At 68.7% G+C, this 26343-nt stretch carries 28 protein-coding genes; 15 read left to right on the top strand and 13 right to left on the bottom strand.

What is annotated here, in order from left to right; all coding sequences use genetic code 11:
- Positions 1-4 precede the first annotated feature (4 nt).
- On the top strand, positions 5-1000 hold the full coding sequence (locus EXE46_RS04160) for a phosphatase PAP2 family protein (protein ID WP_137687240.1): 996 nt from the start codon (positions 5-7) through the stop codon (positions 998-1000).
- A 207-nt stretch (positions 1001-1207) separates the two neighbouring features.
- Here EXE46_RS04160 and glnA read toward each other — a convergent pair whose 3' ends face one another.
- On the bottom strand, positions 1208-2578 hold the full coding sequence (glnA, locus tag EXE46_RS04155; protein ID WP_137687239.1) for a type I glutamate--ammonia ligase: 1371 nt from the start codon (positions 2576-2578) through the stop codon (positions 1208-1210).
- Between the two features lie 126 nt (positions 2579-2704).
- Here glnA and lrp point away from each other — a divergent pair, with 126 nt between their 5' ends.
- Positions 2705-3163: an HTH-type transcriptional regulator Lrp gene (lrp, locus tag EXE46_RS04150; protein WP_004597351.1), complete on the top strand. Its 459-nt coding sequence runs from the start codon at positions 2705-2707 to the stop codon at positions 3161-3163.
- A 29-nt stretch (positions 3164-3192) separates the two neighbouring features.
- Here the strand turns inward: lrp and EXE46_RS04145 are convergent, their stop codons facing one another.
- Positions 3193-4425 (bottom strand): phosphoglycerate kinase, encoded by a 1233-nt coding sequence (locus tag EXE46_RS04145; protein WP_137687238.1) that lies wholly within the window; start codon positions 4423-4425, stop codon positions 3193-3195.
- A 97-nt stretch (positions 4426-4522) separates the two neighbouring features.
- Positions 4523-5575, bottom strand: coding sequence for a type I glyceraldehyde-3-phosphate dehydrogenase (gene gap / locus EXE46_RS04140; RefSeq protein ID WP_137687237.1), 1053 nt, complete (start codon positions 5573-5575; stop codon positions 4523-4525).
- A 217-nt stretch (positions 5576-5792) separates the two neighbouring features.
- Between gap and EXE46_RS04135 the strand changes: the two genes are divergently transcribed.
- Positions 5793-6173 carry an Hsp20/alpha crystallin family protein gene (locus tag EXE46_RS04135; protein ID WP_137687236.1) on the top strand — a complete coding sequence of 127 codons (381 nt, stop codon included), beginning with the start codon at positions 5793-5795 and terminating at the stop codon, positions 6171-6173.
- A 69-nt stretch (positions 6174-6242) separates the two neighbouring features.
- Here EXE46_RS04135 and EXE46_RS04130 read toward each other — a convergent pair whose 3' ends face one another.
- Both EXE46_RS04130 and eif1A read right to left on the bottom strand, forming a co-directional pair.
- On the bottom strand, positions 6243-7136 hold the full coding sequence (locus EXE46_RS04130) for a RimK family alpha-L-glutamate ligase (RefSeq protein WP_137687235.1): 894 nt from the start codon (positions 7134-7136) through the stop codon (positions 6243-6245).
- A gap of 349 nt (positions 7137-7485) precedes the next feature.
- The gene (gene eif1A, locus EXE46_RS04125; RefSeq protein WP_137687234.1) at positions 7486-7776 is read right to left on the bottom strand and encodes a translation initiation factor eIF-1A; all 291 of its coding nucleotides are present in this window, start codon (positions 7774-7776) and stop codon (positions 7486-7488) included.
- A 96-nt stretch (positions 7777-7872) separates the two neighbouring features.
- Between eif1A and EXE46_RS04120 the strand changes: the two genes are divergently transcribed.
- Positions 7873-8052, top strand: coding sequence for a hypothetical protein (locus EXE46_RS04120; protein WP_137687233.1), 180 nt, complete (start codon positions 7873-7875; stop codon positions 8050-8052).
- Positions 8053-8113: 61 nt separating this feature from the next.
- Positions 8114-8359, top strand: coding sequence for a hypothetical protein (locus tag EXE46_RS04115; protein ID WP_137687232.1), 246 nt, complete (start codon positions 8114-8116; stop codon positions 8357-8359).
- A gap of 28 nt (positions 8360-8387) precedes the next feature.
- Here EXE46_RS04115 and EXE46_RS04110 read toward each other — a convergent pair whose 3' ends face one another.
- Complete coding sequence (locus EXE46_RS04110) at positions 8388-10154, bottom strand: cryptochrome/photolyase family protein (protein ID WP_137687231.1); 1767 nt, start codon at positions 10152-10154, stop codon at positions 8388-8390.
- 122 nt (positions 10155-10276) lie between these two features.
- Between EXE46_RS04110 and EXE46_RS04105 the strand changes: the two genes are divergently transcribed.
- The 5 genes from EXE46_RS04105 to EXE46_RS17015 all read left to right on the top strand — a co-directional run bounded on the left by EXE46_RS04105 (position 10277) and on the right by EXE46_RS17015 (position 12570).
- Entirely contained in the window at positions 10277-10474 is a 198-nt protein-coding gene (locus tag EXE46_RS04105; protein ID WP_137687230.1) for a hypothetical protein, read from the top strand.
- 72 nt (positions 10475-10546) lie between these two features.
- Positions 10547-11524, top strand: a complete 978-nt coding sequence (locus tag EXE46_RS04100; protein ID WP_137687229.1) for an aldo/keto reductase — start codon at positions 10547-10549, stop codon at positions 11522-11524.
- 95 nt (positions 11525-11619) lie between these two features.
- Positions 11620-11775, top strand: a complete 156-nt coding sequence (locus EXE46_RS17020; protein ID WP_199234105.1) for a hypothetical protein — start codon at positions 11620-11622, stop codon at positions 11773-11775.
- Between the two features lie 105 nt (positions 11776-11880).
- Positions 11881-12312, top strand: coding sequence for a hypothetical protein (locus tag EXE46_RS04095; protein WP_137687228.1), 432 nt, complete (start codon positions 11881-11883; stop codon positions 12310-12312).
- A gap of 120 nt (positions 12313-12432) precedes the next feature.
- Positions 12433-12570: a hypothetical protein gene (locus tag EXE46_RS17015; protein ID WP_199234104.1), complete on the top strand. Its 138-nt coding sequence runs from the start codon at positions 12433-12435 to the stop codon at positions 12568-12570.
- Between the two features lie 4 nt (positions 12571-12574).
- Here EXE46_RS17015 and EXE46_RS04090 read toward each other — a convergent pair whose 3' ends face one another.
- Both EXE46_RS04090 and EXE46_RS04085 read right to left on the bottom strand, forming a co-directional pair.
- Positions 12575-12973: a hypothetical protein gene (locus tag EXE46_RS04090; RefSeq protein WP_158413924.1), complete on the bottom strand. Its 399-nt coding sequence runs from the start codon at positions 12971-12973 to the stop codon at positions 12575-12577.
- A 29-nt stretch (positions 12974-13002) separates the two neighbouring features.
- Positions 13003-16164 (bottom strand): adenosylcobalamin-dependent ribonucleoside-diphosphate reductase, encoded by a 3162-nt coding sequence (locus tag EXE46_RS04085; RefSeq protein WP_137687226.1) that lies wholly within the window; start codon positions 16162-16164, stop codon positions 13003-13005.
- A gap of 423 nt (positions 16165-16587) precedes the next feature.
- Here EXE46_RS04085 and EXE46_RS04080 point away from each other — a divergent pair, with 423 nt between their 5' ends.
- Positions 16588-16830: a hypothetical protein gene (locus EXE46_RS04080; RefSeq protein WP_137687313.1), complete on the top strand. Its 243-nt coding sequence runs from the start codon at positions 16588-16590 to the stop codon at positions 16828-16830.
- A 45-nt stretch (positions 16831-16875) separates the two neighbouring features.
- Here EXE46_RS04080 and EXE46_RS04075 read toward each other — a convergent pair whose 3' ends face one another.
- Both EXE46_RS04075 and EXE46_RS04070 read right to left on the bottom strand, forming a co-directional pair.
- Positions 16876-19143: a CDC48 family AAA ATPase gene (locus EXE46_RS04075; protein WP_137687225.1), complete on the bottom strand. Its 2268-nt coding sequence runs from the start codon at positions 19141-19143 to the stop codon at positions 16876-16878.
- Positions 19140-19391 carry an Hsp20/alpha crystallin family protein gene (locus tag EXE46_RS04070; protein WP_137687224.1) on the bottom strand — a complete coding sequence of 84 codons (252 nt, stop codon included), beginning with the start codon at positions 19389-19391 and terminating at the stop codon, positions 19140-19142. Before EXE46_RS04070 ends, EXE46_RS04075 begins: the two co-directional genes overlap by 4 nt.
- Positions 19392-19772: 381 nt before the next feature.
- Between EXE46_RS04070 and EXE46_RS04065 the strand changes: the two genes are divergently transcribed.
- The 4 genes from EXE46_RS04065 to EXE46_RS04050 all read left to right on the top strand — a co-directional run bounded on the left by EXE46_RS04065 (position 19773) and on the right by EXE46_RS04050 (position 23562).
- Positions 19773-20543: an alpha/beta fold hydrolase gene (locus tag EXE46_RS04065; protein WP_137687223.1), complete on the top strand. Its 771-nt coding sequence runs from the start codon at positions 19773-19775 to the stop codon at positions 20541-20543.
- Positions 20544-20658: 115 nt separating this feature from the next.
- Positions 20659-21414, top strand: a complete 756-nt coding sequence (locus EXE46_RS04060) for a DUF2391 domain-containing protein (protein ID WP_137687222.1) — start codon at positions 20659-20661, stop codon at positions 21412-21414.
- A gap of 81 nt (positions 21415-21495) precedes the next feature.
- Positions 21496-21885 carry an Hsp20/alpha crystallin family protein gene (locus EXE46_RS04055; RefSeq protein WP_137687221.1) on the top strand — a complete coding sequence of 130 codons (390 nt, stop codon included), beginning with the start codon at positions 21496-21498 and terminating at the stop codon, positions 21883-21885.
- Between the two features lie 3 nt (positions 21886-21888).
- Complete coding sequence (locus tag EXE46_RS04050) at positions 21889-23562, top strand: AarF/ABC1/UbiB kinase family protein (protein WP_137687220.1); 1674 nt, start codon at positions 21889-21891, stop codon at positions 23560-23562.
- A 1-nt stretch (position 23563) separates the two neighbouring features.
- On the opposite strand, the gene EXE46_RS04045 is transcribed toward EXE46_RS04050, so the two are convergent.
- From EXE46_RS04045 to EXE46_RS04035, 3 genes are all read right to left on the bottom strand, one after another.
- Complete coding sequence (locus EXE46_RS04045) at positions 23564-24472, bottom strand: FkbM family methyltransferase (protein WP_137687219.1); 909 nt, start codon at positions 24470-24472, stop codon at positions 23564-23566.
- Between the two features lie 7 nt (positions 24473-24479).
- The gene (locus EXE46_RS04040) at positions 24480-25628 is read right to left on the bottom strand and encodes a site-2 protease family protein (RefSeq protein WP_137687218.1); all 1149 of its coding nucleotides are present in this window, start codon (positions 25626-25628) and stop codon (positions 24480-24482) included.
- Positions 25629-25855: 227 nt separating this feature from the next.
- Positions 25856-26116 (bottom strand): hypothetical protein, encoded by a 261-nt coding sequence (locus EXE46_RS04035; RefSeq protein ID WP_137687217.1) that lies wholly within the window; start codon positions 26114-26116, stop codon positions 25856-25858.
- Positions 26117-26343: the final 227 nt, after the last annotated feature.

Below are 26343 nucleotides of genomic sequence, written 5' to 3'. Positions count from 1 at the left end.
ACGCGTGACCGGTCTCGTCCCGGCGGACCGAGCCGTCGGCGGCACCGCGCTCGCCGAGGAGCTTCCCGAGGCGGTCACCGTCCTCTTCGCGGCCGTCACCCACCTCGCGGACCCGTGGTTCCTCTTCGCGCTGCTCGCGGTCGGCTACTGGTTCGCGAGCGACGGCGTCGCGGGCTCCCCTCGCCGCGCCGGCGCGACCGCGATCGCGGCCGTCACCTGCGCGTACGCCGCGACGGCGCTCGGCAAGGCGTGGTTCGCGGTCCCCCGACCGCCCGGCGCGATGCCCCCCGCGGACGTCCCGACGTGGCTCCCCGCGCTGCTGTCGGGGTGGTACGAGGCGCAGGTGCTCTCGGACGGGTTCGGCTTCCCGAGCGGTCACGCCACCGGCGGCGCGGCCGCGTACCTCGCGATCGCGCTCCTGTACGACCGTCTCTGGACCGACCGCGCACGCTACCTCGCGGCCGTCGCGGTCGCCGTCGCGGTCGCGGCCTCCCGGGTCGTCATCGAGGTCCACTACCTCGTCGACGTGCTCGCCGGGCTGGTCGTCGGCGCGGGGACGGTCGCCCTCGCGCTGTGGCTCGCCGGCGACCCGCGGCTACGGCGCTCCGCGGGCACTGAGACGGCTGGCGCGGCGAGCGATCCGACCGCCGAACTCAACCCCGCCCCGGCGTTCCTGCTCGCGGCCGTCGTCTCGGCCGGCGCGCTGGCCGTCGCGGTCGCGGGCGGGTACCCCGGAGAGGTCGTCGAGGCCGGGATCGGGGTCGCCACCGGCGCCGGCGGCGCGATCGGCTGGCGGCTCGTCGACGGCGACGACCCGGCGGTTCCGGTCCGGATCGCGGTCCCCGCGCTCGCCGTCACCGGCGGGCTCTGGGTCGGCGCGTACTCGCTCGCCGGGACGCTTCCCGTGACGCTGGTCGCGACGACCGCCGCCGTGGTCGCCGTCGTCGCGCTCCCGGCGCTGCCCGACCGGATCGACGCGCTGTCCGCCGTCCGGAACTGAGCGCTCTCGCGGGCGTTCCCCGCGTCAGCGAGACGGTATCCAACTATCTGCGAGCGCGTGCGACGATCGGTTATAAAAAGCAGTGCGGTCGGCGCGTGCCCGCGAGCGGCCGGAGCTTCGACGGTTGACTCTCGGGCGCGCAACGAATACGCGAAAAGTGGAAATCGGCAGCGCCGACGAGCCGTGAAAGTTCGCCGCGCCGTCGCCTCAGAACGTCTCCAGGTAGCGGTCCTCCTCCCACTGCGACACCTGGGTGAGGTACTCGCTGAACTCCTGCGACTTCGCCTCGGCGAACTTCTCGGAGGTGTGGGGGCCGAGCGCCTCCTGAAGCACCTCGTCCGCTTCGAGCTCCTCGACGGCGGCGCCGAGGTTCGGCGGCAGCGTCTCGATGCCGTACTCCTCGCGCTTCTCGTCGTCGAACTCGTAGATGTCCTCGCGGACCGGGTCGCCCGGGTCGGCGCCGGTCTTGATCCCGTCGAGGCCGGCCGCGATGAGCGAGGCCATGCCGAGGTAGGGGTTACAGGACGGGTCGGGGCTGCGCACCTCGAAGCGCGCGGAGACGCCCGCGGCGTCCGGCACGCGGACGAGCGCCGAGCGGTTCGTGTCGGACCACGCGACGTAGATGGGCGCCTCGTAGCCGGGCACCAGCCGCTTGTAGGAGTTCACGGTCGGGTTCGTGACGGCCGTGAACGCGGGGGCGTGGTTCAGGATGCCGCCCATGAACTGGTAGGCCGTCTCGCTCAGGTTGAACTCGTCGTCGTCGTCGGCGAAGGCGTTGCCGTCCTCGTCGAACAGCGAGATGTGGCTGTGCATGCCCGAGCCGTTGATGTCGGCGATCGGCTTGGGCATGAACGTCGCGTGGAGGTCGTGCTGCTCGGCGACGGCGCGGACGACGGCGCGGAACGTCGCGATGTTGTCCGCGGTCGTGAGCGCGTCGTCGTACTTGAAGTTGATCTCGTGTTGGCCCTCGGCGACCTCGTGGTGCGAGGCCTCGATCTCGAAGCCCATATCTTCGAGGGTGAAGATGATCTCCTTGCGCACGTCGGACGCGAGGTCCTTCGGGGCCAGATCGAAGTAGCCGCCGTTGTCGTGCGGGATGGTGGTCGCGTTACCGTCCTCGTCCTTCTCGAACAGGAAGAACTCCGGCTCGGGGCCGATCGAGACGGAGTAGCCCATCTCCTCGGCCTCCGCGAGGACGCTCTTCAGGACCTGCCGCGGGCCGCCGGCGAACGGCTCGCCGTCGGTGTCGACGATGTCGCAGATGAGCCGCGCGGCACCGCTGTCGCCGTCGCCGTCGCTGCGCCACGGGAGGACCGCGAACGTGTCGGGGTCGGGAACGAGCCGCATGTCCGACTCCTGGATGCGCACGAACCCCTCGATGGAGGAGCCGTCGAAGTAGATGCCCTCGGTGAACGCCTTCTCCGCTTGGTGGGCGGGGACGGAGACGTTCTTCACGACGCCGAGGATGTCGGTGAACTGGAGCCGCAGGAAGTCGACGTTTTCCTCTTCGATCTCGTCGAGTACCGCCTGTTCCTCGGCCGTGAGGCCGCCGTCCGGTTTCGCGTGTTCGTCCGTCATGTTCTGGACGTTTCCTTCGTTATCTGCCAGTATAAAGGCCTTATCGCTTGGCGCATGAACCGCCGGACAGGCAAAACTGCTGGACGTTCGTAAAATTCTAAACCCCCGAAAGCGTGGTTGGGTGTGATGACGTACGAAAACCTCGACGCGAAGCTTATTAACTCGCTGCTCAGCAACGGCCGCGCGAGCCTCCGGAGCCTGGGCGACGAGCTCGACGTGTCTGTGACGACCGTTTCGAACCACCTCCGTGACCTCGAAGAAGAGGGCGTCATTCGAGGCTACACGCCCGTCGTCGACTACGACAAGCTCGGCTACGACGTGACGGCCGTCCTCCAGCTCAAAGTCGAGGGGAGCGCGCTGCCGGACGTGACGGAGAAGCTCCGGCAGGAGAAACAGATGGTGAGCGTCTACGAGGTCACCGGTGACTACGACGTGATCGCCATCGGGAAGTTCACCGACACGGACGGGATGAACGACCAGATCAAGTCGATCCTCACGGACGCGGACATCCGCGAGTCGAACACGAGCGTCGTCCTGAACGCGGTCACCGAAAACGAGCAGTTCGACCTCGACGTCGAGGAGTAGTTCGCTCGGGCGCCGTACTGTTCTCCCTCTCAGCTCTCCGCTCGCCGCCGCGCCGCCGCCTCCAAGACCTCCACCGCCGGGAGCGGCTCGCCCGTCAGGGCCCGAATGTACGCGCCCCCGGCGATTGAGACGTGCGAGAAGTCGTCTTCGTCCATGCCGTACATCTCGATGGCCCGCGAGGTGTCGCCGCCGCCGACGACCGAGAAGCAGTCCGTCTCCGCGATCGCTTCGAGGACGCCGACGGTGCCGTCGGCGAACCGCTCGTCTTCGAAGACGCCGAGTGCGCCCTTCACGAAGACGGCGTCGGACTCGCGGATCGCCGGCTCGTAGTCGGCGACCGTCGCCGCGCCCACGTCGAGGTACCCCGTCGTTTTCTCGTCGATGTCGTCGACGGCGACCTCGGCGCGGTCGCCGTCTTCTCCCTCGTACGCGAGGTCGCTCGCGAGCCGGATCGCGTCGCCGCGCTCGTCGAGGACCGACTCGATCAGCTCGCGGTTCCGATCCCACTGCTCGTCGAACAGGTCCATGTCGCCCACATCGTGACCGACCGGGTGGCCCGCGGCGCGTAAGAACAGCTCGCCAGCGACGCCACCGAGGAGGAAGCGATCGACGCGGTCGTCTAAGGCGTCCATCACGCCGATCACGTCGGTCGCCTTCGTCCCGCCGACGACCATCGTGACGGGGCCGTCGAACTCGCGGGTCGCGATCGCGGTGTTGGCCTCGTACTCCGTCTCCATCACGCGGCCCGCGTACGCGGGGAGGACGAGCGGGAATCCCACGAGCGAGGCGTGTTTCCGATGCGCCGCCGAGTACGCGTCGTTGACGTACGCGTCGAACCGCGGCGCGAGCGTTTCGACGAACTCCGTCTCGGCCTTCTCCTCGGGCGATTCCTCCGGCAGTTCGTCCTCGCACATCCGGGTGTTTTCGAGGAGGAGGACCTCGCCCGCCTCGAGCGCGTCGATGGCGTCGAGCGCGTCGTCGCCGTACGTGTCCGCCACGAACCCCACCTCGCGGCCGACGTGGTCGGCGAGGATCTCGGCGTGACCGGCGAGCGACGTGAAGTCGTCGCGGCCGGGCCGGCCCTGGTGGGCCATGAGGACCACGCGGTGGCCGGCGTCGGCCAGTTCGCGGACGGTCTCGGCGTGTCGCTCGAAGCGGCGGTTGTCCTGTGGTTCGCCGTCCTCGATAGGCGAGTTGAGGTCGAGTCGGACGAGGACGCGCGAGTCTGCCGGGAGGTCGTCGATGGTGTCGAAGGTGGCCATGGGTGAACGGTCGTCGATGAGATATTTAACAGGTGGTTCTCCGGGAGAACGTTGCCGCCCGGGCGTCGGGTCCCGCTCGCCGGCCGCGGCCGGGTGTTTAGGCTTCGTCCTGAACGTACGCGGCCATGTCGAGCATCCGGTTCGAGAAGCCGTACTCGTTGTCGTACCAGGTGAGGATCTTCAGCAGCTTCCCGCCGGCGATGACGTTCGTCGACCCGAGGTCGACGTAGCTGGAGAAGGGGAGCCCGACGATATCCGAGGAGACGACCTCGTCGTCGGTGTAGCCGAGCACGCCCGCGAGCGGCCCGGAGTCGGCGGCGTCGCGGAAGGCGGCGTTGACCTCCTCCGCGGTGACGGTCTCGTCGAGGCTGACGACGAACTCCGTGATCGAGCCGGTCGGGACGGGGACGCGCATCGCCATCCCGTCGATCTTCCCCTCCAGCTGCGGGAGGACCTCTTGGGCGGCGCCCGCGGCGCCCGTCGAGGTGGGAACGATGTTCTCGGCGGCCGCGCGGCCGCGGCGGCGCTTGCTCATCGGGCCGTCGATGAGCGCCTGCGAGCCGGTGTACGCGTGGACGGTGGTGAGGGTGCCGGCGTCGATCCCGAACTCCGCGTCGAGCACCTTCGCGACCGGCGTGATGGAGTTCGTGGTACAGGAGGCGTTCGAGACCACGTCGTCGCCGTCGTACTCGTCGTGGTTGACGCCGTAGACGAGCTGTTTGACCGGCTTCTCGCCTTTCGGCGGCGCGGAGATGATCACGGTGTCCGCGCCGCCGTCGAGGTGCGCGCTCGCGTCGTCGCGGGTGCGGAAGATGCCCGTACACTCCAAGGCGACGTCGACGTCGAGCTCGTCCCACGGGAGGTCCGCGGGGTCCTGAACGTTGAACAGCGGGACCGACGTGCCGCCGACCGTCAGCTCGTCGCCGTCGCGCTCGACGCCGTCGAGCCGGCCCATGACGGTGTCGTACTTCGCGAGGTACCCCATGTCGTCGAAGTCCATCACGTCGTTGACCCCGACGAGCTCGATCCGGGGGTGCTCCAACACCGCGCGGAACACGTTGCGCCCGATGCGACCGAAGCCGTTGAGTCCCACCCGCACGACCTCGTCGTCGCTCACGTCGTCGCCGGCAGACAGATACGATTTACTCATGTTCGAAAAAAGCGAGCCGCAACTACTTAAATCCGGCCCAGTCGCTCCGAGACCGTCATAATCGATAGAATTTGTTACGACCGGTACGGGCGTCGCGGCCGGCGGCGAGCGACCGCCGCGGTCCGTTCCCGCCCGGTTTCCTCCCGGTACCGGGCGGATACCGGCCGATACGGTGACCGACAGAAGGCTTATCGGGGTCACCGACCTCACGGGGGATATGGACAGAGACGACCGCGACGATCCGTTCGGAGACTTCTTCGAGGAGATCGAGCGGATGATGAACGAGATGGCCAATGCGGACGCCCCGTCGGCCGACGACGCGGGATTCGGATCCGACACCCACGTCGACGCGTACACGACGGAGGAGTCGGTGCGTCTCGTCGCCGACCTCCCCGCCGTCTCGAAAGAGGACCTCTCGCTGCGCTGCGACGGCGACGCGCTCACCATCTCCGCGGTCACCGACCGGCGCGAGTACGACGAGACGGTCGAGCTCCCCGCCCCCGTCGACGAGCACACCGCGGACGCGACGTTCAACAACGGCGTCCTCGAGGTCGCGTTCGACCGCGACGACGACAGCGCGTCGATCGACCTCGTCTGAGCCGCCGGCCGCTTCGGTTTTTCCAGCCGCCACTTTGCTTTTCCTCCGCCGGTTTTTCCTCCGCCGCTTTCATTCCGCGTTCGCCGTTCGTCGGATCAGCGTCGTGAGCCGGTCGTAGAAGTCGTCCTCGTACTTCGTCGCGGCGTCGACGGTCGGCCGCGCGTTCGTCTCGTTGACGACCAGCCGGTCGTCCGTCGCGAGCAGGTCGACGCCGAGGTAGTCGATCCCGAGCGCCGCGGCCGCGCGCTCGGCGAGGTCGCGGGCCTCGCTACCGAGGTCGACCCCGCGAGCGGTCGCGCCGCGGTGGACGTTGTGTTTCCACCGACCGGCCGCGAGCGCGTCGTCGTCGAGGACGCGCTCCACCGCACCGGCGTACGCGCCGTCGACGACCATCGCGCGGTAGTCGCGCGCGTCCGGGAGGAACTCCTGAATCAGGAACGACTTGTCGCCGGTGGCGCGGTAGTCGTGAACGAGGTTCAGATAGTCGACGACGCCGAGAAGCGAGTCGAGGTCGGTCGCGGTCGCGACGCCGACGCCCCGGGTCGCGGAGTTCGGCTTCACCACGACGGGGTAGGAAAACCCCTCGACGGCGTCGACGACGACGGACTCGTCGACGGGGTTCGAGACGAGCGTCGTCCTCGGCGTCGGGAGGCCGGCGTCGTCGAGCGCGGCGAGGACGCCCGCCTTGTTCCGCGAGGTCACGACCGCGTCGCGGCCGTTCACCCACGGGACGCCCAGCCGCTCGTCGACCACCGCGCCCTCCATCAGTCGGGTGGGGTAGACGAGGCCGACGTCGAAGCCGTCGAACTCGGCGGGATCGGCCGCGGGCGAGTCCTCTCCGCCCGACACCCGGAGCGACCGCTCTTTCGCCTGTACGTGCCCCACGTCGATGCCGCGGTCCGCGAGCGGCCCGCGCACGCGCTCGAACGTCTCCGCGTCGGTAGTCATCGCGAGCCGAAGCATAGCCGTGTTCCGGCTCGATCGGACTTAAAAACGGCGCGAGCGACCGAACCCCTCGGCGATGGCGCGTGCCGGCGAGCGGCCGACAGGCCGCGAGCCGCACGCGCGAGGGAGTCGCTGGCGGCCGGAGCGGAGCGATGGCCGCCAGCGACGAGGTTGGGGAGGCGTGAGGTGCGGTGCGGAGCCGGGCGGGACTCGAAGGGGCAGTCGCCGGCGCTACGCGCCGGCTGCCAGAGAATCTCCGATTCTCGCGACTGGGGCTTCGGCGGTGTTCGTGTTGACCTACTTCGGGTATTTATAAACGAGGGAGTGGAGATTTAGCGGCATTCTCCGCCGATCAAGGCGAAGCGACTTACTGTAGGTGGCCTTCCTCGCGGAGCTGTTCCGCCTCGCTCTTCTCGTAGCGCCACGAGATGTCGGCCTTCTCGTCCTGCCAGTCCCACGGCTCGACGAGGACGATGTCGTCTTCGCGGATCCACACGCGCTTTTGCATCCGGCCGGGGATGCGCGCGGTTCGCTCGTTTCCGTCCGCACAGCGAACCTTGACGCGGTTCGCGCCGAGCATCTCGACGACCTCCGCGAACACCTCGTCGTCGTCGGGCATCCGGAGGTCGTTCCGACCGTCGCCGTCTCCGTTGCTCATGCGTACGCGGCCATACGCGTTCGCGGAAATAAAAGGGCCGTTCTCCGTCGGGACCGAAACGGCCCTTTTACCTCCCGGGACCGCGGAGGCGACGGCATGCGCGACACGCTCGGACTCGAAGGCATCGCCGGCGTCCTCGTCGTCTTCGTCGGGGTCGGCATCATCACCGTTCGCGACCCCGTCATCGCCGGCGCCCTGATGGTCGTGCTCGCCGGTCTCGCGCTGATCGCGAAGGGGCTCGTCGACACGGCCATGCGGTCGTTCGGACTGAAGTAAGCCGAACGCCGTTTCACCGTCCTCCCGAAAGAGTCATAATCACCGGCCGTTCTCCTCCGGTATGGTCGAACTACCCGCCGTCGCGGTCGAGCTCGTCGAACTCCTCGCCGTCACCGTCGGTGCCGGCGCGGCCGCCGCGGTCGGCGTCGTCCTCGAACAGTTCGGACTCTCGGCGGTCTCGGGCGGCGAGCTCGTCCTCGGCGCTTGGGCCGTCGGCATGGGGCTGCTCGCGCTGTACGTGGGGCTCGTCGGACTCGGCTACGAGCAGGCGCTCCCGCGGCTGCGCCGGCTCGCGAGCGGCGAGTAGACACGCCCCTGTTGCGTCCGACAGCGACTCACAGCTCTCCGTCGGCCGCCAGCTCTCGGACCCGCGCCGCGCGCTCGCGGATCGACGCCCACTCCTCGTCACCCTTGTCGTCGACGTGCGAGTACATCAGCCCCATCCGGCCGGTGCCGCGCAGCGTCTCCTCGTTCTCCTTCAGGAAGTCCCAGTAGAGCGCGTTGAACGGACAGGCGCCCTCGCCCGTCGTCCGCGAGACGGCGTACCGGCAGTCGGCGCAGTGGTCGCTCATCCGGTTGACGTAGCTCCCCGAGGAGGCGTACGGCTTCGAGGAGAGCGCGTCGGTGCCGAACGACCCCATCGCGACGACGTTCGGCGTCGTTACCCAGTGGTAGGCGTCGACGAAGCCGAGGTGGAACCACTCGTTCAGCTCCACGGGGTCGGCGCCGTAGACGAGCGCGAAGTTCGACAGCACCATCAGCCGCTCGATGTGGTGAGCGTAGCCGAACTCGCGGACGTGACCGACCGCCTCCGAGAGACACCGCATGTCCGTCTCGCCGTCCCAGTACGCGGGCGGGAGCTCCCGCTCCTGTTCCAGTTGGTTCGCGTCGGCCAGCTCGGGCATCGCCTCGCGGTAGACGTGGCGCACGAACTCCCGCCAGCCGATCACCTGCCGGACGAACCCCTCCGCGGCGTTGAGCGGGACGGGAGCGAGCTCGTCGTCTCTCGCCGCCGCTCCCGGCGCCGCCCCGTCCGGGCTGTCTACGTCGGTTACGTCGCCGAAGTCGTCGAGAGACGTCGCCGTCTCTCCCTGCGACGCGCCGCGTTCGGCCGGGTCGTACCCGCCCGGCTCGACGCCCCGCGCCTCGTAGGCGCGCTCGACCGCCCGCACCGGCTCGCGCGGGTCGAGCAGTCCGAGGTTGATCGCGGGCGAGAGCAGCGAGTGCGAGAGGAACGGCTCGCCGCCGACCATCGCGTCCTCGTACCGGCCGAACGCGGGGAGCCCGTCGCGGACGAACCGGTCGAGCGCCTCCCGGGCTTCGTCGCGCGTGACCGGCCACGCGAACCCGTCCAGCGAGTCGTTCCCCCACGTGTCGAACCGCTGCCGGACCCACGCGTGGGTCTCGCGGGTCAGATCGTCCGGCTCGAACGCCGACCGCGCCGGCGGCTCCCAGTCGTCCGGCGGCGTCTCCTGATTCAAGTCATCGTAGTTCCACTCCCCGCCGACCGGGTCGCCGTCGTCCATCAGCACCCCCGTCTCCCGGCGGACGCGCCGGTACCAGTTCTCCTGTCGGAAGGTGCGCGCCGCGGTCCCGTCCTCGTCGAGGAGCGGCTCGCCGTCGCCGCCCCCCTCGTCCCCCGTCCACGCCCGCCAGTCGGCCGGGGTCGTCCAGAACAGCTCGTTGTCGACGAGTTCGAGGGTCCCCCCGCGCTCGGCCACCAGCTTACGGAGCCGCTCGCCCGCGCCGTGGCTCGCGGGACGCATGAGCCGCAGGGTCGGGGCATCGTCGCCGTCGCGGTCGACGCCGTCACGGTCGGCCCCGTCGCGGTCGCTCGCTTTCCCCCTTCTCGCGAGGAACTCGTCGAGTCCCTCGCCGAACGAGTCCGCCCGCACGTAGGTCACGTCGTGCCCGCGCTCGCGGAGCTCGTCGCGGAAGTGCCGCATCGCCGAGAACACGAGCGTTAGCTTGTGGGCGTGGTACGGCTTCCGGTCGGCGAACCCGTGGGCCTCGATCAGCAGGACGTCGTCGGCCGCGTCGAGGACGTCGAGGTCGTGGTTGAGCTGGTCGCCGAGCAGCCAGCACGTCGTCCGATCGCTCACGACGGAACCCACGGGCGCCAGCGTCATAGCTCCGCCGCCGCACGCGCCGGCCGCGGTCCCTCGACGGCGCGTCCCGCCGCCCCATCCGCGGCTTTTTGTCGTCCCGACGTGTCGGGCGACCCATGGACGACATCCTCACGAACTGGCTGCTCGGACTGATCGCCGCCCTCCTCGCCGTCCTCGTGCTCGACTCGACCGGCCAGTCCTTCCTCGATCCTCTCGCACCGATCGCGAACGTGCTCGCGCTCGTCACGTTCCTCGCGTTCGTCATCCTCACGGGCGCGTTCCTCGTGTACACCGCGTCGTTCCGCGACCTCTGATCGAGCTCGACGCCGAACCGTCCGTCCCGACCGCGCGCGTAGCTTTTTGTCCCGCCTCGGACTGATCGACCCATGGAGTACACGACGCTCGGGTCCACCGGCACCACCGTCTCGAAGATCTGTCTCGGCTGTATGAGCTTCGGCGACTCCGACTGGCGCGAGTGGGTCCTCGACGAGGAAGCGGGGAAAGAGCTGGTGGAGTGCGCGATCGACCTCGGGGTGAACTTCTTCGACACCGCCAACATGTACTCGGACGGAGAGAGCGAGCGCGTCCTCGGCGAGGCGCTCGACGGGTACGACCGCGACGAGTTCGTCGTGGCCACGAAGGGGTACTTCCAGATGGACGAGTCGAACCCGAACTCCGGCGGGCTCTCGCGGAAGGCGATCGAACAGGAACTTCAAAACTCCCTCGACCGCCTCGGTACCGACACGATCGACCTCTACCAGATCCACCGCTGGGATTACGACACGCCGATCGAGGAGACGCTCGCCGCGCTCGACGACGCGGTGCGGCGCGGCGACGTGCGGTACGTCGGCGCCTCGTCGATGTGGGCCCACCAGTTCGCGGAGTCGCTTCACACGAGCGATCGCGAGGGGTACGAGCGGTTCGCCACGATGCAGAACCACTACAACCTCGCGTACCGCGAGGAGGAACGCGAGACCCTCCCGCTGTGCGAGAAAGAGGGGATCGGCGTGATGCCGTGGAGCCCGCTCGCCCGCGGGTATCTGGCGCGCCCCCACGAGGAGGTCGACGCGACGCTCCGCGGCGAGACGGAAGAGCACCTCTACGCGCACCCGTACCGCGAGGGCGGCGGCCGGGCGGTCAACGAACGCGTCGAGGAGCTCGCCGCGGAGAAGGGCGTGAAGATGGCGCAGATCGCCCTGTCGTGGCTGTTCCACAAGGAGTGGGTCGACACCCCGATCGTCGGGACGACGAGTGTCGAACACCTCGAAGACGCGGTCGAAGCGCTCGACGTCGACCTCTCCGACTCGGACGTCGAGTGGCTCGAGGAGCCGTACGAGCCCGTCCGCGTCTCCGGCCACGAGTAGGGACGGTACCCGCTGACCGCCGGCGTTCGCGTCCTAAATCGTGTTTTAGGGATATGTCGGCAAGCTATTTGTGTGGTAGCTAATAACACACGCATATGAGCGACGACACCGATCGCTCCGCGGTCCGGTCGAGCACGGAGTACGCCCGCGCCCGGACGCGGTGTCCGAACTGCGGCGATCGCGTGCCCGCGGCCGGCCGGAACACGGAGGCGACGGAGTGTCCGAACTGCCACCGCATGGTTCGGACCTGACACCGGCGGGCGAAGACCGCACGCGGCCGCTCGCCGCCGACTTATAAAAACACCGTCGCGGACGCCACGACAACCCTTTTCGGCGGCGCCGCCGAACCGTGGCGCATGGCAGACGACGACGCCACCGACCCCGAGAACGGCGAGGCCGGCGAACAGGGCGACGGCGACGGCGAAGAGAAATCCTTCCGCGAGCGCGTCGAGGAGATCCGCGAGCGACGCGAGCAGGAGCGCGAGGAGGGCGACCGGCCCGAGCCCGAGGAGATGATGGGCGGCGGCGGCCCGCCGGGGATGGGCGGTGGCGGCGGCGGCAACCCCTTCGCGCAGATGATGTCCGGTATGATGGGCGGCGGCGGCCCCGGCGGCGCCGGCGGCCCGCCCGGCATGGGCGGCGGTCCCGGCGCGGGAGCCGAGCAGGGCGGCCGCGGCGACGACGCCGGCAACGAGGAACTCGTCCGCGAGGTGCGCCAGCTCCGCGACGAGGTCCGCGACGCCACCCGCCAGCTCCAGCGTATCGCGCAGGCGCTCGAAGACGACTGAAAAGCTGCCCGCTGCGTTTCTTTTAATCGGTACAGCCGTCGGCTCTCAGATTGTAAACTCTACGACACGATAGGGAACAAACTATTTATCTGAGGCGGCGTACGTCAGAATACGAGAGCTATGCCCGCCCACGAAACGAAATCCGCAGATTCCGTTCTCGCCGAAAAGACGGGTGAAACCGCTGAAAAATTCGCCGCGGATGAGAAGCCCATCCCGGAACTCGACGAACTCGAATCGGTCCCGGAAGAGGAGCGGTAGGCCGTTACTTGTTCTGCTGGCCGTACGTTTCGAGCAACTCCGAGGCGCGCTGTTTTAGAAACCGTTCGCAGTACGCTGGCGCATTTTCAACTGTTACTGCCGGGAAGCCGCGTTGAACATCCACTTTCTTTCCGTTCCGATACAGATCGAGGTGGAGCCGCTCAGACTCGATGTCGTGTCCCCACTCCGAGCCCGGATGGTGATCGAACCGCGCCACCTGACGCCAGTCGCGTTCCCCGTACCGATGCCCGACATTCTGCTCCAACTGAACGACGAACCAGCCGACGGTCCCGTCGGAAACACCTATTTCTAGATTGATCCGCGAGACGCCGTACTCAACGTGGACGACGTAGTCCACATCAGGATCGCTGTGACGGTGGTCCGGCGTCGAGTGTCCAGTCATAAAAGTCCGACAGCGCGCGCGTCCCTACGTCAACACTCCGACCAGCCGCACGACTCGCACGTCTTGCAGCCCTCGGAGTAGTAGAGGTTCATCCCGCCGCACTCGGGACACTCGGGCGACTCGCCCGCCGCGATGAGCTCCTGCATCGCGTCGTCCGCGCCCGTCGCGTCGGCTGCGCCGGCCGCCTCGGGCGCGTCGAGGGCGCCGTCGTCGGTCACCGTGCCGGCGTCGACCGCGCCGCCGTCGGTCTGGCTCGGGGGGCTCGCGCCCGAGGCGGCCTCCTCGACGTCGTCGAGGCTCTGCTGTTGGGGAATCCCCTTGTCGACGTCGTCGTCGAGGTAGCGCCGCAGCGCGGTGCCGATCGCGTCCGGGATCGACTGGATCTGCTCGCCTTTGTCCCACGCGACCTTCGGACTCCGGGTGCCCTGTAGCTCGTCGACGATCTCCTCGGGGTCGACGCCGGAGCGCAGCGCCGTCGAGATGACCTTCGCCAGCGCCTCCGTGAAGGAGTTGGTGTAGCCGCCGGAGTGGCCGATGTTCGCGAACAGCTCGAACGGCCGGCCGTTCTCGTCCTCGTTGATGGTGACGTACAGCTTCCCGTAGCCCGTCTCGACGCGCTGGGTGACGCCCGACAGCGAGTCGGGGCGCGGGCTGCGCTCGCTGTAGTCGATCCGCGGCTGCTCGGTCGCTTCCAGTAAGTCCGCGACCTCCGCGTCGATCGCCGCCCGAACGTCCTCGTTGTCGAGGAACGACTCGACGCCGCCGAACACCTCGTTGATCTGCTCGACGATCGTCTCCGCGGCCTCGCTCTCGTCGGCGAACTCCGCGTTCTGCGCGCGCGTCGTGAGTACCTGCTTCGAGCGGGTGCCGTCGCGGTAGTAGGTGACGCCCTTCCCGCCGTTCTCGTAGATGTACTCGAAGACCTCCTTGGCGTCGCCCAGCGTGGAGTCGTTGGGCGCGTTCACCGTCTTCGAGATGGCGGAGTCGACGCCCTTCTGACAGGCGACCTGAACGCCCGCGTGGTCCTTCGCCGAGAGGTCGCCGGTGACGACGAACAGCTCGCCGATCGCGTCCGGCACGGTGTCGAGTCCCTCGACGCCGTCGAACGCGTTCTCGGCCATCTGCGCCTGCGCCTCCTCCTTGACGGCGTCGACGTCGACGTCGTTGGCCTCCAGCGTGCGCAGGAAGTAGTCGTCGAACTCGACGAGCATCTCGTCGCCCTGGACGTCGTCGGAGACGTTCTTGTAGTAGGCGACGTTGTAGATGGGCTCGCAGCCCCCGGTCGTGTTGCCGATCATCGACGTCGTGCCGGTCGGGGCGATCGTCGTCGTGTTGTGGTTGCGAACCGGGAAACCGTCCTCCCACTCGTCGGCGTCGAGGCCGGTGTAGTGTTCGAACCAGTCGCGGTGTTCGGTCGGGTTCGCGTACTTCGAGTCCTCCCAGTCGTTGAACGTCCCGCGCTCCTCGGCGAGCTCGTGGGAGGCGAGCTTCGACTCGTGGTTGATGTGGGTCATCAGCTGCCGGGCGATCTCGTTGCCCGACTCGGAGCCGTAGCGGACGCCGAGCTGGATGTACAGCTGTGCGAGCCCCATGATCCCGAGCCCGATCTTCCGCATGTCGCGGACCTTCTGTTCGATCTCCGGCACCGGGAAGTCGGACATCGTGACGACGTTCTCGAGGAACCGCGTGCCGTACGCGATCCGCTCGTCGAACTCCTCGAAATCGATCGCCTCCTCGAGGAAGGCGTCGATCGCGGCCGCCTGGGAGTCGTACTCGTCGGCGTGCTCGTCGGACCAGACGCGCCAGTCCGGCGCGTCGAGGTCCGCGAGCGTCGAGAGATTGATGTGTCCGAGGTTACACGCCTCGTACTCCTCCAACGGCTGCTCACCGCAGGGATTTGTTGCGAGTATTCTATGGCTTGGATTTTTGTCTACGTCGAACGAATGTTCTTTGTTGATCCGTTCGAGGTAGACGACGCCCGGTTCCCCGTTCTCGTGGGCGCCCTCGATCATGTCGTCCCAGATCTCGGCGGCCGGGATCGAGAGCTCCTCGCCGACCTCGACGTGCTCGCCGAGCCCGAACATGTCGTAGAGCTCCTTCGTCTCCGGGGTCGCGACGTGCGGCTCCTCCGTTCGGGGGTTGGTGAAGGTGAACTCCTCGTCGTTCGCCAGCGCCTCCATGAAGTCGTCGGTGACGCCGACGCTGATGTTGAAGTTCGAGAGGTGTCCCTCGACCGCGTTCCGGAGGTGTTCGGGGACCTTCCCGTCCTCGTCGATGAGCTCGCGCGCCTCCTCTAAGGCGTCCGCGAAGGAGTTGTGCGTGAAGTCGTCGGGGTCGTTCAGGCGCAGCGAGTGGGCCAGCGAGACGTCCTTGTTCTTCGCGTGGATGAACTGGATGACGTCCGGGTGCGAGATCCGCATCACGCCCATCTGGGCGCCGCGGCGCGCGCCGCCCTGCGCGATCGTCTCGCACATCTGGTCGAACGTCCGCATGAACGTGATCGGCCCGGAGGCGATGCCGCCGGTGGAGCCGACCGCGTCGCCGTACGGGCGGAGCTTCCAGAACGCGTACCCCATGCCGCCGCCGGACTGGAACACCTCGGCCGCCTCCTTGGCGGTCTGGTGGATGTCGGTGATGTCGTCGCCCGGCGAGTCGACGAAGCAGGCGGAGAGCTGCTGGAGCTCGTCGCCCGCGTTCATCAGCGTCGGCGAGTTCGGCATGAAGGAGAGCTGCTCCATCCCGTCGCGGAACGTCTCGGCGGTCGCCTCGACGTGCTCGCGGACCTCGTCGGGCAGCTCGGGGACGACCGTCTCGTACGCGAACTTGTTGACGTTGTGGGCGGTCAGCGTCGCTTCCGCGTCGTCTTCGGCGGTCGTGCCCGCGCCGAACACGTCCTCGGCGAGCTCGTCGCGCCGCGGGTGGTCGGGCTTCAGCTGGTCGGGCGTGACGGTGACCTCGACGTCCTGCTTCTCGGCCTCGAAGACGGCCTCCGCGAGCGCGACGTTGCGCGCGACGCGGTCGAACAGCTCCTCCTGGTCTTCGATCGGTTCGCCGTCGGCGTTCTTGCGGAGGTAGCGCGCGGGCAGGATGTTCTGGTAGGCGTTGCCCGTGAGGCGCTCCTCCATGGTGTCGCCCGTGGTGCGTTTGATCGGCAGTTCGACTCCGTCGGCGGAGACGCCGTCGCTGCTCATTCGGCGGCCACCCCGCTGGCTTGGCGTGAGAGATGGGTCATTTGTAGTGTTGGTGTACTGGCGAGGCGGGCCCTTGTACGTTCGGATGTACGGACCCGACCGGCTCTACGTGTCCGATTCGATATGTAACGTCTGTCCGGCTCGTCTGACGCTAAATACGGTACGTCGGTTAGGCAGGGGCTCCGGACACATAAGCATAGGCAGACCGGAGTGAAACTGATCCGTAACCGAACGAACCGCCGTACCAGAGTGGGTTCCCACCGGAACAGAAGGGGGGTTCTCGGGCGTCGATCTCGACGATAAACTCGGATCTGACCGCCGCCGCGGCCGCCGTGCCGCCGCGGTCTCGGCCGCCCCCGGGGCGATCTTGCCGTGAAACTGTCACAATCGGATAACTACCCGCGGGGATCGGCCCACAAGCTTATGCCCGGCGTCGACGTGAGCCAGCACATGACCGCATCCGCACTCGCGCTCGCGGGGCTCGTCGCGCCGGCGCAGGCCGCGCTGCTCGGCAGCCAGGTCGGCCAGCTGCTCGCCGCCTTAGTCGCCGTCGCGCTGATCATCGTCGTCGGCAAGTTCGTGCTGAAGCTCGCGTGGCGGCTCGTCACCATCGGCATCGTCGTCGTCGCCGCGTTCTACGTCCTGTCGACGCTCGGTCTGGTCTAAAAGAATCGCGCGGGCGAAAACCCCCCGCCTACGGTGGGGGCCGCTCTACTGGAACGCGGCGCCCGGCTCGGCCTCGTCGCGCTCCACCTCGGACCGCCTGAACTGCCGTTCTATCTCCTCGTAGCGCTCCCGCGTCTCGGGAGTGACGCTCGGGTTCACCTCGCGCAGCGCGTCCTCGAAGTGGGCCATCGTCACGCGGACGTTGCCGACGGACTCGCCGACCTCCTCCGGGGTGACGCTGCCGATGAACTCCCGGGAGGCGTTCATCGACGCCTCGCGGGCGACCGCCTCGATGTCAGCGCCCACGTACCCCTCGGTCTTCCGGGCCAGCGCGTCGAGGTCGACGTCGTCGGCCAGCGGCTTGTTCCGCGTGTGGACCTCGAGGATCCGGCGCCGCGCCTCCTCGTCGGGGACGGGCACGTGGACGTGCCGGTCCAGGCGACCGGGGCGCAACAGCGCGGAGTCGATGAGGTCCGGCCGGTTCGTCGTCGCGATGACGACGACGTCCTCCAGTGATTCGAGCCCGTCGAGCTCCGTCAGCAGCTGGGAGACGACGCGCTCGCCGACGCCGGAGTCGCCGGAGTTCTTGCCGCGCTCGGTCGCGATCGAGTCGATCTCGTCGAAGAACACGATCGTCGGCGCGTTCTCGCGGGCCTTGCTGAACACCTCGCGGACGCCCTTCTCGGACTCGCCCACGTACTTGTTCAGCAGCTCGGGCCCCTTGATCGAGATGAAGTTCGACTCGCTCTCGTTGGCGACGGCCTTCGCGAGCAGGGTCTTCCCCGTGCCCGGCGGCCCGTACATCAGGACGCCCTTCGCGGCCTGCATGTCGAGCTCCTCGAACACCTCGGGGTACTCCAGCGGCCACTGGATCGTCTCGCGGAGCCGCTCTTTGGTGTCGTCGAGGCCGCCCACGTCGTCCCAGGTGACGTCGGGCACCTCCACGAACACCTCCCGGAGCGCGGAGGGTTCGATCCCCTTGATCGCCTCCTTGAAGTCCGACTCGGTCACCTGAATGTTGTTCAGCACGTCGGCGTCGATCTCGTCGCTTTCGAGGTCGATCTCGGGGCGGATGCGCCGCAGCGCGTGCATCGCCGACTCCTTCGCGAGCGATTCGAGGTCGGCGCCGACGAAGCCGTGGGTGTTCTCGGCGTACTCGTCCAAGTCGATCCCCTCGGCCAGCGGCATGTTCCGCGTGTGGACCTGAAGGATCTCCTTGCGACCGTCGCGGTCGGGAACGCCGACCTCGATCTCGCGGTCGAAGCGGCCGCCCCGGCGGAGCGCCTGGTCGATGGCGTCGACGCGGTTCGTCGCCCCGATGACGACGACCTCGCCGCGCTCTTCGAGCCCGTCCATCAGCGAGAGCAGCTGGGCCACGACGCGGCGCTCCACGTCGCCGCCGGCCTCCTCGCGCTTGGGCGCGATGGAGTCCAGCTCGTCCATGAAGATGATCGCGGGCGACTCCTCGGACGCCTCCTCGAACACCTCGCGGAGCTGCTCTTCGCTCTCGCCGTAGTACTTCGACATGATCTCCGGGCCGGAGATCGTGTGGAAGTTCGCGTCGATCTCGTTGGCGACCGCCTTCGCGATCAGCGTCTTCCCCGTGCCCGGCGGCCCGTGGAGTAGGACGCCTTTCGGCGGGTCGATGCCGAGGCGCTTGAACAGCTCCGGGTGCCGCATCGGCAGCTCGATCATCTCGCGGACCTGTTCGAGCTCGTCGTCGAGTCCGCCGATGTCCTCGTAGGTGACGTCCGGGCCCTCGCCGGTCCCGCCCGCGGTGTCGCCGCGGTCGGCGAGCTCCTCGGCGGAGATCTCGGAGATCGAGATGTCGGTCTCGTCGGTGATGACGACCGTGCCGCCGGGGCTCGTCTCGGCGATCTTCATCGGGACGGCCTGCGACTGGCCGCCCATCAGCCCGAAGCCGAGCGAGGTCCGGATCGTCTGGCCCTCCGTGACGGGCTGGCCGGAGAGCTTGTCGCGGATGAACGGGGCGATCTGGCCCCGCACCCGCAGCTGGCTCGGGAAGGCGATCGTCACCGCGTCCGCCCGCGAGACGTCGACGTCCTCGACGGTCACGCGGTCGTCGATCCCCACGTCGGCCTCCTGCCGGAGCCGGCCGTCGATACGGATCACGCCGGTCCCGTCGTCCTCGGGGTAGCCGGGCCAGACGCGGGCGATCGCGGCCCCGTCGGAGCCCTCAACGCGAACGATATCTCCGCCGGAGAGCCCGAGCTCCTCGGCCGCGACGCGGTCGATCGCCGCGAGGCGGCGCCCGGCGTCCTTCTGTTTCAGCGGCTTGACTGTGAGCTTCATCGCTCGCCCTCCACGGTGAGCACGCCGTTGTTCACGACCGCGTCGGCGGCCGTTCCGGGCAGCTCGAACTCCGATTCGACCGGTCCGTCCGGTCCCTCCACGACGACGATCGCCGTCCCGCCGACGGTGTCGACGCTGACGTCCGCGTCGTCGACGCCGAGATCGGCGGCGACGATCCACCCGTCGTCGTACTCGTACCGACGCAGCAGCGCGCCGTCGCCGGTCGATCGGGTCTGTCTGTGATTCATCCTAACCACGAGTTAGTCGCATAGCTATTTAAATCTGTCGCGTAGAATCGCATGACGTGAGTGTGATTTTCTCCTATCGGTAGTGTAGCGGTTCGGGGCAGATCACCACCCGATCGGTCGCCGTCCGGCGGTCGACCACGCGTCCCGCTCCCCCTCTCGACGACGCGTCCCGTTCGCCGTCTCGACCACGTGTCCCGTTCGCCGTCTCGACCACGTGTCCCGTTCGCCGTCTCGACCACGTGTCCCGTTCGCCGTCTCCACGACGTGCCGTGGGTTCCGACGACGTACCGTGGATCCCAACGGCGCGCCGCGGGTCGCGAATCGCCGTCCGCGGTCCGGCCCCGCCGGCGTTTATGCCGCTCGGCGTCGAACCGGCCCGACATGGAACGGATCACCCACGACGGTCGCGCGACGGCGTTCCGCCGCTTCGACCGCGGCGGCGACGGGCCGACGGTCTGTTTCGTCCACGGCAGCGGCGGTACGAAGGATGTCTGGAAGTCGCAGGCGCGGCTCGCCGACCGGTTCCCGGGCGTCGCCGTCGACCTCTCCGGACACGGGGACAGCGACGACGTCTCGACGCCCGCGGGGCCCGAGACGCTCGACGCGTACGCCGACGACGTCGTCGCCGTCGCCGAGGCGACGGGGGCGACCGTCCTCTGCGGAAACTCGCTCGGCGGCGCGGTCGCGCTGTGGATCGCCCTGGAGCGCGACCTCGCGCTCGACGGCCTCGTCCTCGCGGGCACGGGCGCGAAGCTCGCGGTGGCCGAGCCGCTCCGCGACGCGCTCGCGACCGACTTCGACCGAGCGGTCTCGCTGCTCCACGAGCCGGACCGACTGTTCCACGACGCGCCCGCCGAGTACGTCGAGCTCTCGGCGGCGTCCATGCGCGCGTGCGGGCGAGCGGTCACCGAGCGCGACTTCCTGACCTGCCACGATTTCGACGTTCGGGACCGACTCGACGAGATCGGCGTCCCCGCGCTCGCGCTCGTCGGCGCGCACGACGGACTCACCCCGCCCGCCTACCACGAGTACCTCGCGGATGAGCTCGCGGGAGGCGAGTGCGCCGAGCTCCCCGACGCCGCCCACCTCGCGATGCTCGAACGCCCGGCCGCGTTCAACGACGCGCTCTCGGCGTTCCTCGACGGTCTCTAGGACGCCTCTCGGCGGCTTCTAGGACGTCCCTCGACGATCGGTCGCGTCGAGCGCGCGGCAGGTCTCTTCCCGCCGCGTAGCCGCCTTTTTAGGTCGTTGCGCGTCCCGGGGACGTATGGTCGACAGCGACGAACGAGACGCCGAGACGGCCCGGCCGGACGGCTTGGGGGAGGAGGTCGACTCTGCGCCCGCCGACGCCGCTCCCGCTAACCCCGACATCGACGACCTGCTCGCGAAGCTCGACGCGCTCAGCGACACCGTCGACGAGGCTCACGAGCGAGAGAAAGTACGACAGACCATCTCCCTCGTCGAGCGCATGCCCGGCACCGGCGCGCTCGCCGAGCGGATCACCAAGTACACCTCCCGAGACCTCGCCGAGTCGTTCGTGGGGGCGGTGCTGTTCGCCCTCCCGCTGCTCGTCGAGGGCGGCGTCTTCGAGATCGCGGCCTGGTTCGCGGCGACGACCGTCGCCGGCGTCCCGGTCCTCCTGATCGGCCACGTCGGGTTCATCTTCCTCGCGACCGCCGGACTGCTCTACTTCGCGGACTTCCGGCAGATCGCGATCCGACACCCCATCTTCGGCGTCATCCCGCGTCGGTACGCCGGCGTCCTCCTCGTCTCGCTGGCCACGTCGGCGGCCATGCTGCTTTTCTGGGGTCGGCTCCACGAGGGCGATCCCACCGCGCTCGAACGCCTCGGCCGGATCGCGGTCGTCTGGGCCGCGGCCGCGTTCGGCGCGGGGCTCGGCGACATCCTCCCGGGCGAGTCACAGGGCGAGGACATCGGCCCGCTCGACCTCGACCCGTTCGACGACGACTCTGGCGACGCCGCCCGCGGTCGCGGTTCCGACGACCGCGACCGGACCGACTGATCCGGGACGGGACAGACGGATCCCCCGCCGACCCACCCCCCTTTCCACAGGTTTTTCGCCGCGGCGACCCTACGAGATCCCATGTCAGCGCTACGTGACGCGCTCCGGGACCTCCCGGACGCGGTGTTTGCGGACTTACTCGAGTCGGACGACGGGTACGTCCTCGTCGTCGACCTCCCGGGCGCGACCGCGGAGACCACCGAGGTCCTCGTCGAGGACGGGCGCATCGAGATCGAGGGGCGCCGCGACAAGGCCGTTCCCGACGGGTTCGAGTACGTTCGCGAGGACCGCCCGCTGTTCCTCGACGCGGAGCTCCCCCTCCCGAGCGACGCCGACGGCGCGGGCGCGGACGCCGAGATCGACCGCGGCGTCCTCGAAATCTCGCTCCCGAAGCGGGAGCGAGACGTCTCCCGGACCATCCCCGTCGACGACGCGGACGAGGCCCCCGACGACGACGGGGCCGGCGCCTGACGGGTGGTCACGCTGGTCAACCTTCGCGCCTACTGGCGGTTCGTCGTCGTCCTGCGGCGGTTCTCGCCGCTGATCCTCGCGTACTGGCGTGACCGGCGGCGGTACTTCCTGTTCGGCGGGAGCCGCGAGGTCGACGCCGAGACCCAACGCGAGCGCGCAGCGATCCTGCTCGACATCCTGCTCACGCTCGGGCCGACGTTCATCAAGCTCGGACAGATCCTCTCGACGCGCCCCGACATCCTGCCGCCGGCGTACATCGAGGTGTTGGAGGGGCTTCAGGACGACGTGCCCCCCGCGCCGTGGGCCGAGTCGAAGGTCGTCTTAGAAGACGAGTTCGGTCCCGTCGACGACGTCTTCGACGAGTTCGACCGCGACCCGATAAGCGGCGCCAGCCTCGGGCAGGTGTACACCGCGACGTACGAGGGCGACACGGTCGCCGTGAAGGTCCGTCGCCCCGGCATCGAGTCGCTCGTCGAGGCCGACCTCCGGACGATCCGCTGGTCGATCCCGCTCATCAAACGGTTCACCGGCGCCGGGCGGGCGTTCTCCTTGGAGAACCTCGCCGACGAGTTCGCGAAGACCATCCGCGAGGAGATGGACTACGCCCGCGAGCGGACGATGCTGGAAGAGATCCGCGGCAACTTCGCCGGCGAGGACCGGATCCGGATCCCCGAGACGTACGAGTCGATGTCCGGGCCGCGGGTGCTCACGATGGAGTACGTCCCGGGGACGAAGATCAGCGACATCGACGCGCTCGACGAGGCGGGCCACGACCGGACGGCGGTCGCGGAGACGCTTCAGGAGGTGTACCTCCAGATGATCATCGAAGACGGCGTGTTCCACGCCGACCCCCACCCGGGGAACCTCGCGGTCGCGGACGACGGCGCCGTGATCTTCTACGACTTCGGGATGGCCGGGCGCGTGGACCCGTTCGTTCAGGAGAAGATCGTCGAGTTCTACGTCGCGGTCGCGCGACAGGACATCGACGCCATCCTCGACACGCTCATCTCGATGGGGACGCTGTCGCCGGAGGCCGACCGCGAGGTGATGGGCAACGTGATGGAGCTGGCCATCGCCGACGCCAGCGGCGAGGACATCGAGCAGTACCAGGTGAACCAGATCATCGAGCAGGTGGAGTCGACCATCTACGAGTTCCCGCTGCGGCTCCCGCCGAACCTCGCCTTGGTCCTCCGGGTCGCCACCGTCGTCGAGGGGGTCTGCGTCACGCTCGACCCCGAGTTCGACTTCATCTCGACGGCGACGGAGTACCTCCGCGAGGAGGGGTACTACGAGCAGACCGCCCGCGACCTCGCCGAGGACGCCGGTCGCCAGGTCCAGAAGACGACCGAGGCGCTGTTCACCGTCCCGCCGAAGGCCGACGAGTTCCTCGACCGCGCCAACCGCGACGACCTGACGGTCAACGTCGTCTTGGAGGACGACACGAAGGTGTTAGAGAAGCTGGCGATGCGGATCGCCTACTCCGTGCTGCTCGCCGTCGGCGTCCTCTCGGCGACGATCCTCTACTCGTTCGCGAACAACTGGCGGCTCGCGGCGGTCGTCCTCGCGCTGGCCGCGCCGCTCGCGATCGCCTTGTACCGGTCGTTCCGAAAGAAGCGCGGGCTCCGCACGACGCCGCAGTTCACCCGGCAGGGGATGAAGAACCGCCGCAACGACTGAGTCACGGACGTTCGGTCGACTCTCCCGCCGGCCGACAGATCCACACGTCCTCCGCTTCTTCGACGACGTAGTCCCGCGCGTCCAGCCACTCGCGGAGGCCGGCGGAGCCGGCGTCCGCCGAACTTCCGCCCGTCGAGCCCCTATCGGCCGAGCCCTCGTCCCCTGAATCCCCGTCTACCGTTCCCGACTTGTGGACCTCCACGACCAGCAGCGGGCGGTGGGTCGCGAGCGTCTCCGCCGCGCCTCGGAGGACCGCCCCCTCGCGTCCCTCGACGTCGACCTTGATCGCGTCCGGCGGCGGGACGGGGTCGGCGTCCGCCGCCTCGCCGGCCGTCGAACTCCCCGCCCCGACCCCTTCGACGAGGTCGTCGAGGCGCCGGACCGGCACCGACTCCGCGGCCGCGACCGTCGCCCCCCACCGGGTCGCCGACTCGCGGTCGAACGCGGAGCACTTCGAGAACGTCGACCGGTAGAAGGTGAGCGTCGCGTTCGCGTCGCCGACGCCGGCCCGCCGGAGGTTGATCGGGTCTCCGGGTCCGTACCGACCACCGGGCCCGTCCCGCCCGCCGAGACCGTTCCGCTCGGCGTTGCGCGCCAGCCGGTCCGCGCTCTCCCCGTTGGGCTCGAACGCGACCACGCGCCGGTCGGTGTCGCGCGCCAGCGGGATCGCGTGTTCGCCGACGTGCGCGCCGACGTCGAGGACCACGGCGTCGTCGGGCAGCCGGTCGAGCGCGGCCAGCCCGGGGTCGTCGCCGTGCGGGTTCGTCGGCTCGTAGCTCCAGTAGGTCCCGGCGACCGTCCGCTTCGGCGTCGCGACGCCGAGCGCGTACGTCAGGTCGGCGATCCGGTAGAGGCTCCGGTAGCCGAGCCGTTCGACCCGCGTCCACAGCCGCGACACGAGCCCGGTCATCGCGGCCTCACCCGCCGACGACCTGGATCGGCACGAGGAGGAAACAGAGCGCACCGACGGCGAACGTCGCGGCGCCGACCGCGAGCCGCGAGGCTCCTATCCCCGCCTCGTCGGTCGGGTCCGCCGGGCCGTTGAACGCGATCACCGTCGCGAACACGCCCCAGAACGCCCACAGGCCGACCGACTCGTTCAGCCCGAGCCCACGCCAGAAGTAGAGATAGGCGGCGATCCCGAACAGCGCCCCGGGGACGAGCGCCGCCACCGTCTCCTGCCGCGACCCGATCATCGCCCGGACCATGTGGCCGCCGTCGAGCTGGCCCACCGGGAGGAGGTTCAGGAGGGTGAAGAACATCCCGACCCACCCGCCGATGACGACCGGGTGGGCGGTGAGCCGCGGGTCGCCGTAGCTCGTCGGCTGGCCGAGGGCGCCGGCGATGAACTCCAGCAGTGGCGGGTTGTTGAATCGGATCACCGCGCCCGAGGAGTTCGCGAGCTCCGCCGGCACCCGGATCGGGTCGAGCGACAGCCCGATCGCGGTCACGGCGACCGTCGCGACCAACCCCGCGATCGGTCCGGCCGCGCCGATGTCGAACAGCACCTTTCGCGAGGGCATCCGGCCGCGGATGCGGATCACCGCGCCGAGCGTGCCGAACGGGAAGATGAAGGGGATGACGTACGGCAGCGAGACGGGGACACCGTGGTACCGACCGGCGGCGTAGTGACCGAGCTCGTGGGTCATCAGCACGCCGAGGACGGCGGCCGTGAACGGCCACGCCTGAAGCAGCGTCAGGGGGTTCGACTGTATCTCCGCGAGCGGGACGTAGTACCACCCGTACGCGCCGACGAACAGCGTCGACAGTATCGTGGCGGCGAACATGGCGACGTTCACCCACGGAACGCCGTCGCGGCCGCGGTCGAAGGGCGTCGCGACGACGACGTGTCCTCCCTCGACGACCTCGACGTCGACCTCGTAGCCCGCCTCGCGGAAGTGCGGGGTCAGCTTCCGCAACAGCGTCCGCTCCGGAACGTACGACTCGCCGCGGTATCGCACTCGACCGTCCTCGCGGCGGACCTCGTCGATCCGAAAGAACGTCCGGAGGGGCTCCGGACGCGGCGCGCCGTCGCCGGCCGCCGCCGCGTCCTCGTGTTCTGGCATCGTCACGTCGTAACTGGTCGGCGAGTATAAACCCCGCGTCGGCGGGAACGGGAACCGGAAACGCGAACTGGTCGTCCGCTCGGTTCGAGCGGCGGACGCGCACGCGGTCGAAAGTCGTCGAGTCGGGGACCGAGCCGCCGGGTCCGATCCGGCGGCGGGTGTCGGGGTCGGTGCGGCGGCGGGTGTCGGGGTCGGTGCTGTGTGCGTCGGTCGGCGGCGCGAGTCCGTCAGGCGGGCTCGACGCGCCAGGTCGTCGCGCCCGTGTACGACCACTTCTCGACGGTGAGTTCCGTCGCGGAGTCGCGGAGCTTCACCATCAGGGCGCCAATCTCCTTCGGCGAGAGGTCGACGTCCTCGGAGATGAACTTCCCTTTGAAGTACATCTCACCGTCTTGGGCGCGGTCGAGCAGGTACTGCTTCAGCCGCTCTTCCTTGCTGTGGTCGTCGTTCGCGCTCGCGTTCGTGGAGGGGTTCGCAGTCGCGCTCATGGTACACCTCACGCTTACTGCCGAAGGGTGTTATAAAGGAGACACCGTTGGGCGGTGTTCAGGGGCTTTCAGAGCGTTTCACGGACCACCGACGCGCTAAAACGTGTCTGACAGACTCTTCATAACCGTTTCAGATCTCTTTAGACATTTTATAATCTGTTCTGAAGAAGTTTTTCGGATCGTGTACTCGGGCGACCGAGTAACCATTTTGCCGCCGGTTCGGCGGG

The sequence above is a fragment of the Halorubrum sp. GN11_10-6_MGM genome (assembly GCF_005435165.1).
Classification (GTDB): Archaea; Halobacteriota; Halobacteria; order Halobacteriales; family Haloferacaceae; genus Halorubrum.
The sequence above is the reverse complement of the archived record's forward strand: the minus strand, read 5'-3'. Positions and strand labels throughout refer to the sequence as shown.